Here is a 14,755-nt window from a genome sequence, read left to right as displayed (position 1 = left end):
GGTCACTATTCGTCGCGAGCCAAGTCACCGGCTGCCCGACGAAGAAGCTCCGTGGCATTGCGGCCTGCGCCGAGTTGCGCCTGTGCTTCTTCATTGGAGCTGGCAGCAAAGCCGCCCATCGGCGCCAGATTCAGGCTCTCAGCAATCTGTAGGCGCGAATAGCCCAGCTCATCCCAGAACAGCGCTGCTTGCTCAGCGAGTGCTCGAGCCGGTGTCGCCACCGGGACGCCCGTGTGCTCTTCTCGCTCCGTGACCGTCACTGGCACAATACCCAGCTCCAGGGACATATCGGCACCGACCACGGCAGCCGCAAAATCCAGTTGCTGCGTAGTGGTCAGTTCTTTGCGAGGTAGCCACACTCCGGCCGCACCGGAATCCGCCAAGGCCTGAACAGCCAGGCCATCGGGGCTCGACAGCGCGATGGTCACTTCGATGTCGTCGTCACGCAGCGGCCCCGTGACTTCGAGGAAGATCTCCGCGATCTCGCGGTGCCCCTGGGCGGGGAGATAACCCGCGTTGCCCATCAGCATGGACGGGGCCTTGATTTTGCCCTGTACGACTGCGCCGAGTGCGGGTTCTGCCAGAAGTACCTCGATGTCGCTGTCGAAACGCCGACGGACATCGGTGATGTGGGAAGCCAATCCCGCGGCTAGCGACTGCGCGAAGTATTTCACGGCGCCGCGGTCAACGGCGATGAGATGGCCTGCGGCATTTTCCACCGAAGCCGCCATCGTCCATGGGCCGAGAGCGGTCAGGCGAATCTTCTGCGGGGTGCGCCCCCACGCTTCCTCGCACGCGTCGATGTCGCGGTGGAGATAATCAGTGGCCAAGGCACTCGCGCGACCACGACGGTCGGTGACTTTCCAGGAGCGCGCTCCCCTGTCGACGACGAGGTCAGCCATGAGGGCGGCCGTGCGACCGACGGCATCGGCGCCGAATCCACGGGCAGGCAACGTCGGTAGCGTGACGTGACCTTCCAGGCATTCCCCAATGACAATCTCTGCCGCCTCGTGTGGATTGCGACCCGGCATCGGGCCAAGGCCGACAAAGGAGGTCACGACAAGTCCTCTTCACGGGCGGTCGAGACAATCGTGCCGGAGCCCAGCACGTAGTCGCCCGCAGTGTCAGTGTGGTACAAAACAGCGGCCTGACCAGGAGCGACACCACGAAGCGGATCGCTCAGGTGCAGCCGGAAGGCGCCACCGCGTCCGGTGACGTCATCGTCAGGTCCTGCCAGCACTTCAATACGGCAGTCGATGGGGCGACCGTGCGCACGCACCTGCACCTGCAGCTTGCCGGCCTCCGAGGCAGCGAGTACCTCATCCGGGTTGGCCAGCCAGATGGCACGGTCAGCCTCGAGCACGTTGACATTCAAGTCCGCAGCCGTGCCGATTGTCACCGTGCCGGTCTCTGCGTCAATGCCGGTGACATAGCGCGGCTTGCCATCAGGCATCGGCCCCGCCAGGCCAATCCCCTTGCGCTGACCAATGGTGAAACCGTAGACACCGTCGTGCTCAGCGACAGTGTCGCCAGTTTCCTTATCCACAATGGTGCCCGGGCGACGGCCAATCTTCGCGCCCAGGAACGCCTTGGTATTGCCATCCGGGATGAAGCAGATGTCGTAAGAGTCCGGCTTGTTGGCAGTGCCTAGTCCCATCCCGCGGGCTTCTTCACGAATCTCTGGCTTCTCGGTGTTTCCTACCGGGAACATCGAGCGCTGCAGCTGCTCGCGATCCAGCACGCCCAGGACATAGGACTGGTCCTTCTTCGCATCGCGGCCGCGGCGCAACAGGCCGTCGTCGCCAAGCAAAGCGTAGTGCCCCGTGACCACAGCGTCGAAGCCGAGCGCGATGCCACGCTCTAGTAGAGCGGCGAACTTGATGCGTTCATTGCAGCGCAGGCATGGGTTCGGCGTCTCGCCGCGCTCGTAGGAGTCGTAGAAGTCATCCATGACCTCTTCTTTGAAGCGCTCGGAGAAATCCCAGACGTAGAAAGGAATGCCCAGCTCATCGCAGACGCGGCGGGCATCGCCGGAGTCCTCTAGCGAACAGCAGCCGCGGGATCCAGCGCGAACGGACTGCGGATCTTTCGACAGCGCCAAGTGCACGCCGACGACCTCGTGACCTGCGGCCAATGCACGCGCCGCAGCCACGGAAGAATCCACACCACCGCTCATTGCTGCAAGAACTCGCATTGCGTTGCAACCTTTCCCCTCTAGATTTTGTGCACGTGTCACCGTACCACCACGGGGCAAAAACTAAGCCATGCCAGCACGCCGCGCCCGCTCGACCGTTTCCGGCAGCGCCGAAATGACGGCGTCGACATCCGCCTGCGTCGAGGTGTACCCCAGCGTAAAACGAATCGACGATCGCGCTTCCGGCTCCGAAACGCCCATCGCCATCAGCACGTGCGAGGGACGGTTAACGCCCGCGCTACATGCCGATCCCGTAGAGCAGTCAATTCCCGCCGCATCGAACAGCATGATCAAACTATCGGCCTCCGCGCCCGGGAAGCTAGCGTAGACGTGCCCCGGCAAAGCGAGCTCGCTGGTGTGGATAATCGCACCGTCGATGTGCACGATTGCCCTGATGAGCTGCTGCGTCAGACCGCGGATTCGCTCATTGTCCGCCGCCATCGCGTCCACCGCCGCGCGCAGTCCTGCCGCCATGCCCGCCGCCGACGCCACGTCCTGCGTGCCCGAACGCAGTCCGCGTTCCTGCCCGCCGCCGTTGTTATGCGGGGTAAGTTTCGCTTCACGACGAACAAGCAGCGCCCCAATCCCACGGGGACCGCCGAACTTGTGCGCGGAGATGGCCATTGTAGTGGCGCCACTTGCGTGGAAATCAATTGGCAGATGTCCGGCTGCCTGCACAGCATCGATATGGAAAGGCACGCGAGCCTCCTTCGCCCGCTTGGCAATCTCCTCCACCGGCTGGATAGTGCCGGTCTCATTGTTCGCCCACATGCACGTCACCAGCGCGGTGTTCTGCCGACTCATCGCCGGGAACTGCACCATGTCAACGCGACCATCAGCACCTACAGGAGCCTCAACAATCTTGGCCCAGTGTTCCTTTTCCAGATGGTGGCATGTCTTCAACACTGCATCGTGCTCGATTGGTGGAACCACAATGTCCGAGCCAGAGGCCTTGAAGTACAGGCCTGAAATCGCTAGATTGTCGGCCTCAGTTCCACCGGAAGTAAAAACTACCTCGATGGGATCGGCACCGAGCAGCTCTGCAATTTCCTCTCGGGACTCTTCCAGAACCTTTTTCGCAATGCGTGCGGTGGCGTACTGCCCCGAGGGGTTGGCCAGACCTAGGTTCTCGACCATTGCCGTGCGCGCTTCTGGGCGCAATGGCGTAGTCGCGGCATGATCCACAAAGTGACGGGTATTCGCAGCAGACTTCATTTCACTCTTCTCGTCCGGAGCGGCAACGATGTGGTCATTAAGCATGCAGGCAGTATAACGCTGCGTGCGGCTTATGCTCACTATCCGCCATAGTTAAACCTCACTGTCTGCACGAACAGATGAGTAGGACCAAAAAAATGCTCGGAGCGGGAACAGACAGGAAATCTGTGCCCACCCCGAGCGGGTAGTTGCTAGCCGAGTTGACTCTCGGCCAGCAGCCTTACGCAACTAGCAGCCTTAAGGCAAGTGCGTATTACTTCAGGTTCTCGATAGCCTGCGGGACAACGTCGAACAGGTCACCGACGACACCGAAGTCAGCAATCTCGAACAGCGGAGCCTCTTCGTCCTTGTTGACCACAACGATGGTCTTGGAGGTCTGCATACCTGCCTTGTGCTGGATAGCACCGGAAATACCCAGAGCAACGTAGAGGTCCGGGGAAACGGTCTTACCGGTCTGGCCAACCTGGAACTGACCCGGGTAGTAGCCAGCGTCAACAGCAGCACGGGAAGCACCAACAGCTGCGCCGAGAACGTCTGCCAGCGGCTCAACAACGTTCTTGAAGCCATCCTCGGATGCGACACCGCGGCCACCGGAAACAACCAGCTTAGCCTCGGTCAGCTCCGGACGGTCGCCGCCCTCAGCCGGCGCAAAGGAAACGATCTCGACAGCGTTGTTGCCGATCTCTGGGAATGCAATCTCGGTAACGTCAGCGGAACCGGACTTCTCCTCCGGGTCAACGGAGCCCGGACGCAGAGCGTAGACCGGGGATGCGCCGTAGCCGACACCGTCAACGATGTACTCGCCACCGAAGATGGAGTACTTAACGGAAGCGTCATCGTTGATAGCAACAACGTCGGACAGCAGACCGGAACCGGTCAGCGCAGCGACGCGGCCAGCGATTTCCTTGCCGGTTGCGGAAGCGGAAACCAGCACCGGAACCTCACGCTCGGAGGCCAGGCCGACGAGAACGTCAACCTCAGGGGTGATCAGGTACTTGTCGGCATCGTCGGACTCAGCAGCGAGAATCTCGCCAGCGCCGTAGGAGGCCAGGGTGTCTGCGAAGCCAGCAGCGGTACCCAGGGTACCCACGACAACTGCGGCCGGGGTGCCGAATGCGGAAGCAGCGGTCAGCAGTTCAGCGGTGGTGTTCTTCAGCTCGCCATTTGCGTGCTCGACGAGAACGAGGACGTCGGTCATAGTGATCTTTCTCCTACTTGTATCTCTATTTGTCTTCTATTCGCGTCAAGCGCCTTAGATGAACTTCTGGGCCTTGAGGTACTCGGCCAGCTTGGCGCCGCCGTCTCCCTCATCGTTAATGCGCTCACCAGCGGTCTTAGCCGGCTTCGGAGTGGAGCCAGTGACACCGGTAGCAGCGTTTTCGAGACCAACCTGCTCTGCCTCAGCAGCAACATCGTCCAGGGTCAGCTCGGTGACCGGCTTCTTCTTAGCGGCCATGATGCCCTTGAAGGATGCGAAGCGCGGGCTGTTTGCCTTCTCAGTGACGGAGACGACTGCCGGCAGGGATGCCTTGAGCTGGTAGATGCCGTCTTCAACCTCGCGCTCACCGGTGATGGAGTCACCGTCGATAGCGACGGAACGCAGGTGAGTCAGAACCGGGAGGTCGCGGTAAACACCGAGGACAGCCGGAACGGAGCCGGTACCACCGTCAGTGGAGGCGTTGCCGGTGATGATGAGGTCAACATCCTCGAGGGTGTCAATGACGTTGGACAGAGCCCATGCAGTCTGGACTGCGTCAGAGCCCTCAAGTGCGTCGTCCGAAAGAATGACGGCATCGTCAGCACCCATGGACAGAGCCTTGCGCAGTGCCTCGATGGCACGATCCGGGCCTACAGTTGCGACGGTAACGTTTCCGCCGTGCTCTTCCTTCAGCTGCAGGGCAGCCTCAACAGCGTTCTCATTAATCTCGTCGAGAACTGCGTCTGCAGACTCACGATCGAGGACAAACTTGTCGTCGGTGAGCTTACGCTCGGACCAGGTGTCCGGAACCTGCTTGACCAGAACCACAATGTTCGGCATTTTTCTGTCGTCCTTACTGGTTGATTACTGGTGAACGTTTATCTGACCTTACTTCGCAAGCCACCTCACAATAAAGTGAACCAGGCCACGCTCTAGGTCGTCTGTGTTGAAGATAACAGAACCTGTCGCCAATGCGAAGGTGATCCAGATAACAATGTCGTTATTTTTTTAAATTTTTTCTCACGTCACGAGCCCACCCCACCCGCTAACATGCCATTTCCGCATGTCAGAGGTTAATAATACGCAACCGATCGCAGTTGCCTCCGTGGTATTCGCCAACAGCAAACACCGATCCCCAACAGGCTACCCCCACCAATTTTCCGTCGTAACGCGGTCCTTAACCGATCTCTCGAGGCTCACAGATAAACGCCGTCGCGCTCCGCCCAATACGCGTGATCACCACCGCCAATGCCCTGGCACCTTTCAGCTTCCACTGCTTGCGCAACACGTCCGGGTTCACGTCCACACCGCGCACGAGAATCTCCGCCGCCCCGCAATCCAACGCCGCCAGCGCCTTGCGAACCTGCTTCAAATTCACTTGCTCAATAACTTCAAACCCGGCAATGCCCTGTGGCAACGCATCACCGCTAAGATGCGCAATCCGTTCATCGAGCTGCCACAGCCCATGTGCCGCCGCAAAATGCCGCACCAGCCCGGCGCGCACGATTGCTCCGTCCGGGTCAATGATGTACCGACCGGCCGCCCGTACGTCGATGTCGTCAGGCATGGTGTCGTCGTATGTCTGCACGTTCACCGCCGACAACTCTAATGGCCTGTGCTTATCGACGGTCTGGACAACCATCGCCGACCGCGTTACGGATTGCCCCTCGGTAACTCTGACCAGCCCCGGCGTATATAGACACGCCTCCTTGACCGCACCGTCGACCGAAGTGACAGCTACTTCCCCGCTCCACTCGCTGAAGTCGAGGCCCGGCGCACATTTGATAGCTAGTTCTTTGTCGGGCCAGGCGGCTATGAGCGCCGACAGTGGCGGAAGCAGGTCCTCCGGGTTGGTGATCCTGCGACCACCGGAGCGGCGTGCAGGGTCAGCGACAATGACGGGTGCGTCAAAGGCCGGTTGCAAAGCATCGGCCTGCGCGAAGATGTTCTTGCCGACGTTATGCCGCGCCATGGCCAGCCGCGCAAGGTCGAGATCAGACCCGACAACGGTCAGGCCCTCGTGGTCAATTGCTGCCACTTCAGTACCAATGGAGCAGGTCACATCGGCCACTGCTTCGACACCGAGATCCGCAAGCCTACGGGCGCGAGCCATCGCGACGACAAAGGGCGTGGCCTGTTGCGCTGCTTCGGAAGAGAAGATCCAGTCCCCTGGCAGTTTGCTGACCGCCGAACGCCGAGCTGCCGCAACTTCAATGACCGCGCGACCAAACTCGCCACAGTGTTGGCGTAGATGCGCGGAGTCTGCAATCAGAGACTTTTTAGTGAGCGCGAGCTGGTCGGCCTCATCTAGCCACTCCGGGTGAGCAGCAACAGCGGCCACCTCTGCAGCGGACAGGGACACTCGTTATCTCCTTCCAACTAGGGATCAGCCGGTTAACGGGGGTTGAGTAGTCGGCTAACGGTTCATACGTTTGCGCAAATGCCCCATGTGGGTGGCAACGGCAAAGTACTCATCCATAAAAGGTTCCCCGAGGAAGTCACTACTGGTGCGTCGCACCGGAGTGTTTCTGGCCGCCTCGAGAGCCTCGGCCACAGTACTGACGCCGTCCAAGCGAGTTAGTTGCGCCCAGGTCGGAGGCATGAGGCCAAGTAGCCCACGGCGCCATCCATCCAAAATCGTAGTCGGTCGGAACCAACCTGAAGATGATGCCTCAGAGGTGTCACCGTCGGCCCTTTGACCGTCGGGAAGCGCGGCGAGGAAGAAATAGGTGTCGTAGCGAATGGGGTTGGATTCGGGTGTCACCCAGTTAGCCCAAGGACTGACGAGTTCGGCATCGAGCGCCAGATTTTCATTGCTAAGGAAATCCGTCAATGACAACTCGTGGGCTTCCAACTGTCGTCGCTGACGGTGGAAGCGGTGACCATCTGCGACAATCTCACCGCCAGCATCGCGAACCAACAGAGTGCCTGTTTCCTCAAAGGTCTCACGCACGGCCGCGCAGGTGAGCGCGTGCGCCCGCGCGCAGTCGACGTTAAAAGCCTGCGCGATCCGCGACTCGGGGTCGGCCTCCAACAGCTCGGTCACGGCCATGACCTCATTCGCGACAGCGGGGAAATCACGCTGGTCTACTCCACCGCCGGGGAACACGGTCATGTTGGCCGCAAAGCGCATTGAGGATACGCGTTCTTGAACGTAGACCTCGAGCCCGCAGTGGGTGTCGCGGAGCAGCAACACAGTCGCAGCCAGTTTCGGCGACGCGGGTGTATTCGGGGTTTCAGGTGTCGGAACCGCCATGAGCGTCTACTTCTTCCGGTGCTTTCCAGCAGGCCGTGCCCGGCGCGCAAAGTAGCGATCATCGATGCGATCGACGACGATTTCCTGGTGGAAAGCCTTGGTCAGGTTCTCACTGGTCAGGACGTCGTCAATAAGCCCCTGTGCGATGACATTGCCTTCGTCGAGGAGCATCGCATGGGTGAAGCCGTACGGAATTTCTTCCGGGTGGTGCGTAATCATCACCATCGCCGGCGCATCCGGGTCGAGTGCGAGTTCGCCTAAGTAACCGACGAGGTCCTCGCGACCGCCGAGGTCGAGTCCGGCTCCCGGCTCGTCGAGAAGCAGCAATTCGGGGTTGACCATCATGGCTCGTGCGATGAGTACGCGCTTGCGCTCTCCCTCACTGAGAGTGCCCCAGGTGCGGTCTGCAAGATGCTCAGCACCCATGCGCTCGAGAATCTCGGAGAGCTGTTCGAAATCCATCTCTTCATAGGTCTCACGCCAGCGCCCCAGGACGGAGTAACTGGCGGAAATAACAAGGTCCGCGACCTTTTCGTCATTGGGAATGCGGTGAGCAATCGACGATGATGTCAAACCAATCATGGTGCGCAGATCACGCATGTCGGTGCGCCCAATCTGCTCGCCCATCACATGGGCCACCCCTGAAGACGGGAACTCCTCCGCTGCAGCAATGCGCATCAAAGAAGTTTTGCCTGCACCGTTCGGCCCCATGATGACCCAGCGTTCGTCAAGTTCTACTTGCCAATCGACCGGCCCGACCAGCGTACGGCCACCACGGATGAGGTTTACGTCGCGAAAGTCGAGTAGCAAATCTTCGTTAAAGTCTTCTTCCAATTCAGCCACACATCCATGGTGCCCTAACTTTGCCCAAATGTGCGCTTGGACATTCTCATCTATCCTCGGTAGAGAGCAAATCGAGTTCACTCGAGATGGTTTTGCTTCGATTTTCACCTAGCTCGCCGACAATTAGGAGAACGTCTTTTATGACTGGTCGAATCGGTATTGATGACATCCGTCCTCAAATCAACGGTGGTGCAACTCCATCGAAGGCCGTAGTGGGTGAAGTCGTCCCAACCTTTGCCGTCATTTGGCGAGAAGGCCACGACGCGATGAACGCCACGCTCAACGTCAAGGGGCCGAAGGAATCAGCTTTTGCTTCCCGCTCACAGCGCATCCCAATGCACTTTTCTGACCATGATCCAAATCAGGTCAATGCCACCTTCGTCCCAGATGTTCCCGGGCTGTGGACCATTCGCATTGATGCCTGGTCCGACCCGATGGCAACGTGGCGCAACGCTATCACCAAGAAGTTCGAGGCCGGTCAGAGCGAAGCTGAACTCGCTAATGATCTAGAAATTGGCGCCGCTCTCTTCGACCGCGCCGCCGCTGGTGCCGCTGCTATCCACCGCAACCACCTACGCTCCATCGCCGCAGGTCTGCGCGGCGACGGCGATCTTCGCGCCCGCATTGCAGCCGCGCTTTCCGACGAGACCCGCGCCATTTTGCAGGCGCACCCGGTGCGCGACCTTTTGACCCGCGGAAAGACCCGCAAGATCAAGGTTGACCGCCGCGAAGCCCTGTACTCCTCTTGGTATGAGTTCTTCCCTCGTTCCAACGGTGGTTACGGCGAAAATGGCGAGCTGCTGCACGGCACATTCAAGACTGCGGTTGCACAGCTTGATCGCGCTCAGCGCATGGGCTTCGACACGGTCTATCTGCCCCCGATTCACCCAATCGGTGAAATCAATCGCAAGGGTCGCAACAACACCCTGACCCCGGAACCGGGCGATGTCGGATCTCCGTGGGCTATCGGCTCCGCAGAAGGTGGCCACGACGCCATCCACCCGAGCCTCGGTGACGAAAAGGACTTCAAGGAATTCATCAAGGCTGCTAAGGAGCGCGACCTCGAGGTCGCTATCGACCTAGCGCTCCAGTGTGCACCGGACCACCCCTGGGCTAAGGCTCACCCGGAGTGGTTCACCGTGCTGCCGGACGGCACCATTGCCTACGCCGAGAATCCGCCGAAGAAGTACCAGGACATCTACCCGCTGAATTTCGACAACGATGCCAAGGGCCTGTACGCAGAGGTTCTGCGTGTAGTGAAGTTTTGGGTCAAGCGTGGAGTCAAGGTCTTCCGCGTGGATAACCCCCACACCAAGCCGGGCAACTTCTGGGAATGGCTGATTGAAACCGTTCACGAAACCAACCCGGAGGTCATCTTCCTCGCCGAGGCCTTCACCGCCCCAGCCCGTCTCTACGGTCTGGCCAAGGCTGGCTTCACTCAGTCCTACATCTACTTCCCGTGGAAGACTACGAAGGAAGAGCTGACCGAATTCGGCGAGGAGATTACCCGCCATGCGGACATCGCTCGCCCATCCCTATGGGTCAATACCCCAGATATTCTGCATGACTTCCTGGTCAAGGGCGGCCGTGGAGCCTTCGCCATCCGCGCCGCGCTGGCTTCCACCCTATCTCCGCTGTGGGGCATGTACTCCGGCTTCGAGCTGTTTGAAAACGTTCCGGTCAAGGAGGGCTCCGAGGAGTACCTCGACAGCGAGAAGTACCAGCTCCGCAGCCGCGATTACGACCAGGCACTGGCCACCGGCAACTCGCTGGAGCCGTTCATTGCCACGCTGAACAAGATTCGCCGCGAGCACCCGGCTCTGCAGCAGCTGCGCAACCTGCACTTCCACGACATCGACAATGACAACCTGCTGGCTTACTCGAAGCTCGATCCGGTCACCGGCGATGCCATCCTCGTTGTTCTCAACCTCGATCCGTGGAATGCCCAGGAAGCTACCGTGCACCTCGACATGGATCGCATTGGGCTCCGCAACCACGACCGCATGGATGTCACTGACCTGATTACCGGCAACCAGTTCAACTGGGGCAAGGACAACTACGTCCGCCTGGCACCGTGGGAAAACGTTGCGCACATCATCAAGCTGCCGGAAATCGATGTCAAGCTCCGCCACAAGTTGGCTTGGCGCGACGTCCCCGACTACGAGGGCTAGAACGCTTGCTGGGAACTTTCGGGGTTAGTGGGCCGCTGACCTGACCACTGTCGCAACGATTCGTCGTTAGGCTGGCGGGTGAGTTAGCAGCCCACTGTCCCCTACCTCCCTCTATTTCTTTAAAACTTAACTCAACAACTTCACATTCACCTACCTAGAAACGCTTCGGAAGGACCTTCCATGGGAGCCCACACAGATCCCCGCCTCGCAATTGATTCCGGCGATATGGATCGCCTGCGCTACTGCACCCATCACGATCCGCACAGCATCTACGGCGCACACGTCGTGGACGGTGACACGGTTATTCGCACGAGGGTCTTCGGCGCTCAGGCAGTTACTGTCGTCAGCACGCGCGGCGAGTTTGAAGCGGAGAACCTGGGCGACGGTTTCTTCACCGCCCTCGTCCCCGGCGGCGATGACTTCGACTACCGTCTGCGCATTACGTGGGACTCCGGCGAGACCGTAGAGCGTGCCGACGGCTACCGTTTCCTCCCCACTATCGGCGCTGGTGACCTACACCTAATCGGCGAGGGACGTCATGAGGAACTGTGGAAGGTTCTCGGTGCTCACCTTCGCAGTTACGACACAGAGCTGGGTACGGTCGAAGGCACCTCGTTTACGGTCTGGGCTCCGAACGCACGCGGCGTCGCCGTGGTCGGTGACTTCTGTATGTGGAACGGCGCGCAGTACCCAATGCGCTCTATGGGTGGCGCAGGTATCTGGGAGCTGTTCATCCCGGGTGTGGGTGAGGGCGAAGTCTACAAGTTCGCCATCACGACACCGGAGGGACAGCGTCGCGATAAGGCCGACCCGATGGCGCGTGCTGCTGAGCTCCCACCGGCTACCGGGTCGATTGTTGCGACCTCCGACTACGCCTGGAGCGACCAAGCGTGGATGGAAAAGCGCGCCAACACAGACTGGACCGAAGAGCCCATCTCTATCTACGAGGTCCACTTGGGTTCCTGGAAGCAGGGCCTGAGCTACGAGGTTATGGCGGAGAAGCTGGTGCGTTACGTGGTCGACATGGGCTACACCCATGTGGAGTTCATGCCAGTATGTGAGCACCCGTTCACCGGTTCCTGGGGTTATCAGGTTTCCGGCTACTACGCTCCGACCAGCCGCTTCGGCACCCCAGATCAGTTCCGCGGTCTAGTTGATGCCTTCCACGCCGCTGGCATCGGTGTCATCATGGACTGGGTTCCGGGGCACTTCCCGAAGGACGAGTTCGCACTTGCCCGCTTCGATGGCACGGCTTGCTACGAGCACCCGGACTGGCGCCGCGGCGAGCAGCGCGACTGGGGCACCTACGTTTTCGACTTCGGCCGCAACGAGGTACGCAACTTCCTCTACGCCAACGCACTGTACTGGGCAGAAGAGTTCCACATCGACGGTCTGCGCGTCGACGCAGTGGCTTCCATGCTGTACCTGGACTACTCCCGCAATGAAGGCGAGTGGCTGCCGAACCAGTACGGTGGCCGTGAAAACCTCGATGCTGTTCAGTTCCTGCAGGAATTCAACGCCACGGTACACAAGCACAACCCGGGCTTCCTCACCGTGGCCGAAGAATCTACTTCTTGGCCGGGTGTGACCGCACCTACCGAGCACGGTGGCTTGGGCTTCTCTATGAAGTGGAACATGGGCTGGATGAATGACACGCTGGAGTACTTCAGCAAGGAGCCGATTTACCGCTCCTACCACCACCATGAGCTCACCTTCGCTATGGTCTACGCCTACTCGGAAGAGTTCATTCTGCCGATTAGCCACGACGAGGTCGTGCACGGCAAGGGCTCGCTGTGGGAGCGCATGCCGGGCGGCGATTGGGATAAGGCCGCAGGCCTACGTACTTTCCTGACCTTCATGTGGGCGCACCCGGGCAAGCAGCTTCTATTCCAGGGTCAGGATCTTGGCCAGAACCACGAGTGGAACCACGATGAGTCCGTGGCTTGGGACAACCTCGAAGGTTGGAGCGGCGAATTCCACCGCGGCATTCAGCTGCTGGTTAAGGACATCAACGCCATCTACAAGGAAAACCCAGCGTTCTACACCCAGGATGACCGCCCAGAGGGCTTCCAGTGGATTAACGCGGATGATTCCACAAACAATGTTGTGTCCTTTGTCCGTTACGGCACCGATGACTCGGTCGTCGCCTGCGTCTATAACCTGTCGGGAACCACGCAGGAAATCTACAAGATTGGCGTACCGCGCGGTGGCCAATGGACGGAGATTCTGAACACAAACGCATCGCGTTACGAGGGCTCCGGCTACGGTGAAAACGGTACTGTGACCGCGGTCGAGCACGGTTGGAACGGCCAGGCTCACTCGATTGATTTGGTGCTGCCGGCCAACACCGCCGTTTGGCTGAAGTGGCAGGGCTAGTCCCGAATCCAGCCAAACAAAAGACAATCACATAGGAATTGCCCGTGCTGCACGGTTTTCAGTGATCTGAGTTTCCTCCTGAAAACCTGACACACGGGCAATTTTGTTTTGGGGAGCGTATCCAGGTTTTATCCTCGGAACGGATTGAACCAGTCAGGTTCCAAAGATTCGTTGTAATTCGCAGAATCTGAATCATCGGTGTACGCGGATCCATCCATGCTGTCGGTTCCGATGCGATCCGGAATGCCGTCGCCATCCTCATCCGCGCTCCACGTCGCAGCCTGCTTGGCAGTCAGTGGCTTGCCATCCTTACCAAGGCGATTGTAATCCGGCAGAAGCGGGGCTATTTGGGAACCCAGCTGGCCGAGCAGGCCGTCGGTAAGCTCATTGAGCGGCACCTCATCAAAGCGCGTCGTAATGGCGTAAGCGATGGGGCCGGCTGCGGTGTACAAAATACCGTGGTCATTAACGCCCTCGGCAGTGTCACCGGTCTTCTGGACTGCGGAGCCGACGTACATCACAAACTTCTGCGAACCACCGTAAGTGAGGTAGGTCAATGCAGTTTGTGCCGTGTCCTTGGTAATGAAGTTGTGCTTTGAGGTGCCATCGGCCACTTCCTGGAGACGTGCCATGAACAGCGCAGCTTGAGAGGGAGTAAACCAGGACCGATCACCGCTGGGATTGGGGATGTTGAACTTGTTGCCCAGGTGGTAGCGCTTGTCATCAACACCGGCTTCCTTGATGGTTTTGTTGACCTCGTCGAAACCAGCGACAGCGTCAATCAACCCATTCGCCGCGGTGTTGTCCGAATACCGCATCACGTACTGCAACAGCCCGTCGAGCGTGTATTGGCCAGGGCCAATCACGCTTCCGCCAACACCATTGTCCCAATCGACCGTCACCGTCTTGTCTAGGTCATCGCCGAATTTCTTCAGCGCAGTAACCACTAACGGAGCCTTGATGGTCGATGCGGAGTACTCCTTCGTATCCTCGCCTACCGACGCCGTGAGCCCTTTGTATGGACCGTCAATGACACGCAAATAGACACCTAAATCAATGCCATAGTTGTCGGAGAAACTCTTAGCCGCAGTATCGAGGACGTCCTGTGCATCAGACCAGGTGACTTCCTCGGAAGCATCCCAACCGTTATCTGGAGCATTAGGTTTTGTGGTAGCAGTGGTGGCCTTGGACCCGGTGGTGCTTGGGACATCGATGGTGCACCCCGCCAACAGAGTCGAGGCCGAAAGCGCAACAATGACCGAGGCGGAAGTAGCGCGAAGGGCTTTGGGGCGAAGTCGCATGCAAAACTCCTGGCTGCAGAAAACTGAAGACCAAAGGCACCTAGCGCAGTATGAACTGTCTGAGGTGAACAGGTGGATGAGATGCAGTGGTAACTGCTGTAAACCACTGAGAACTGTTGGAAGATTACCACCTTCCGAAAAATCTCGTTGCACTGGGGCGCAGCTTTTGTGCAACAATGGATTAAATATAGACATGATTAA

At 59.2% G+C, this 14,755-nt stretch carries 11 protein-coding genes; 2 read left to right on the top strand and 9 right to left on the bottom strand.

Features of this window, described 5'->3' with window-relative positions:
• Window positions 1-5 precede the first annotated feature (5 nt).
• From ADB08_RS07140 to ADB08_RS07105, 8 genes are all read right to left on the bottom strand, one after another.
• On the bottom strand, window positions 6-1,058 hold the full coding sequence (locus ADB08_RS07140; protein ID WP_049172078.1) for a methionine synthase: 1,053 nt from the start codon (window positions 1,056-1,058) through the stop codon (window positions 6-8).
• Window positions 1,055-2,194: a tRNA 2-thiouridine(34) synthase MnmA gene (gene mnmA, locus ADB08_RS07135; RefSeq protein ID WP_048735286.1), complete on the bottom strand. Its 1,140-nt coding sequence runs from the start codon at window positions 2,192-2,194 to the stop codon at window positions 1,055-1,057. The genes ADB08_RS07140 and mnmA overlap by 4 nt, the downstream gene beginning before the upstream one ends.
• Before the next feature lie 63 nt (window positions 2,195-2,257).
• Entirely contained in the window at window positions 2,258-3,409 is a 1,152-nt protein-coding gene (locus ADB08_RS07130; protein ID WP_049172130.1) for a cysteine desulfurase family protein, read from the bottom strand.
• Between the two features lie 253 nt (window positions 3,410-3,662).
• On the bottom strand, window positions 3,663-4,607 hold the full coding sequence (locus ADB08_RS07125; protein WP_049172074.1) for an electron transfer flavoprotein subunit alpha/FixB family protein: 945 nt from the start codon (window positions 4,605-4,607) through the stop codon (window positions 3,663-3,665).
• A gap of 54 nt (window positions 4,608-4,661) precedes the next feature.
• A complete protein-coding gene (locus ADB08_RS07120) occupies window positions 4,662-5,447 on the bottom strand; it encodes an electron transfer flavoprotein subunit beta/FixA family protein (protein WP_049172072.1) in 786 nt (261 codons plus the stop codon).
• Window positions 5,448-5,784: 337 nt separating this feature from the next.
• A complete protein-coding gene (locus tag ADB08_RS07115; RefSeq protein ID WP_049172070.1) occupies window positions 5,785-6,969 on the bottom strand; it encodes a THUMP-like domain-containing protein in 1,185 nt (394 codons plus the stop codon).
• A 54-nt stretch (window positions 6,970-7,023) separates the two neighbouring features.
• Window positions 7,024-7,863, bottom strand: coding sequence for an NUDIX hydrolase (locus ADB08_RS07110; protein ID WP_049172068.1), 840 nt, complete (start codon window positions 7,861-7,863; stop codon window positions 7,024-7,026).
• Between the two features lie 6 nt (window positions 7,864-7,869).
• Entirely contained in the window at window positions 7,870-8,706 is an 837-nt protein-coding gene (locus ADB08_RS07105) for an ABC transporter ATP-binding protein (RefSeq protein WP_048735276.1), read from the bottom strand.
• Between the two features lie 140 nt (window positions 8,707-8,846).
• On the opposite strand from ADB08_RS07105, the gene ADB08_RS07100 reads away from it, so the two are divergent.
• Window positions 8,847-10,877 carry an alpha-1,4-glucan--maltose-1-phosphate maltosyltransferase gene (locus tag ADB08_RS07100; protein ID WP_049172064.1) on the top strand — a complete coding sequence of 677 codons (2,031 nt, stop codon included), beginning with the start codon at window positions 8,847-8,849 and terminating at the stop codon, window positions 10,875-10,877.
• Window positions 10,878-11,057: 180 nt separating this feature from the next.
• The gene (gene glgB / locus ADB08_RS07095; protein ID WP_049172061.1) at window positions 11,058-13,253 is read left to right on the top strand and encodes a 1,4-alpha-glucan branching protein GlgB; all 2,196 of its coding nucleotides are present in this window, start codon (window positions 11,058-11,060) and stop codon (window positions 13,251-13,253) included.
• A 128-nt stretch (window positions 13,254-13,381) separates the two neighbouring features.
• Here glgB and ADB08_RS07090 read toward each other — a convergent pair whose 3' ends face one another.
• A complete protein-coding gene (locus ADB08_RS07090; RefSeq protein ID WP_049172060.1) occupies window positions 13,382-14,554 on the bottom strand; it encodes a serine hydrolase in 1,173 nt (390 codons plus the stop codon).
• Window positions 14,555-14,755 lie beyond the last annotated feature (201 nt).

The sequence above is a fragment of the Corynebacterium sp. 239_CJEI genome (assembly GCF_001055995.1).
In the GTDB taxonomy this organism is placed as follows: Bacteria; Actinomycetota; Actinomycetes; order Mycobacteriales; family Mycobacteriaceae; genus Corynebacterium; species Corynebacterium jeikeium_D.
Note: the sequence above shows the minus strand (reverse complement) of the source record. Positions and strands in the feature narration are given on the sequence as shown.

Coding starts and splice junctions, on each gene's coding strand:
- ADB08_RS07130 (WP_049172130.1), bottom strand. CDS start 3,409: ATGAAGTCTGCTGCGAATACCCGTCACTTTGTGGATCATGCCGCGACT.
- ADB08_RS07120 (WP_049172072.1), bottom strand. CDS start 5,447: ATGCCGAACATTGTGGTTCTGGTCAAGCAGGTTCCGGACACCTGGTCC.
- ADB08_RS07100 (WP_049172064.1), top strand. CDS start 8,847: ATGACTGGTCGAATCGGTATTGATGACATCCGTCCTCAAATCAACGGT.
- ADB08_RS07125 (WP_049172074.1), bottom strand. CDS start 4,607: ATGACCGACGTCCTCGTTCTCGTCGAGCACGCAAATGGCGAGCTGAAG.
- glgB (WP_049172061.1), top strand. CDS start 11,058: ATGGGAGCCCACACAGATCCCCGCCTCGCAATTGATTCCGGCGATATG.
- mnmA (WP_048735286.1), bottom strand. CDS start 2,194: ATGCGAGTTCTTGCAGCAATGAGCGGTGGTGTGGATTCTTCCGTGGCT.
- ADB08_RS07110 (WP_049172068.1), bottom strand. CDS start 7,863: ATGGCGGTTCCGACACCTGAAACCCCGAATACACCCGCGTCGCCGAAA.
- ADB08_RS07090 (WP_049172060.1), bottom strand. CDS start 14,554: ATGCGACTTCGCCCCAAAGCCCTTCGCGCTACTTCCGCCTCGGTCATT.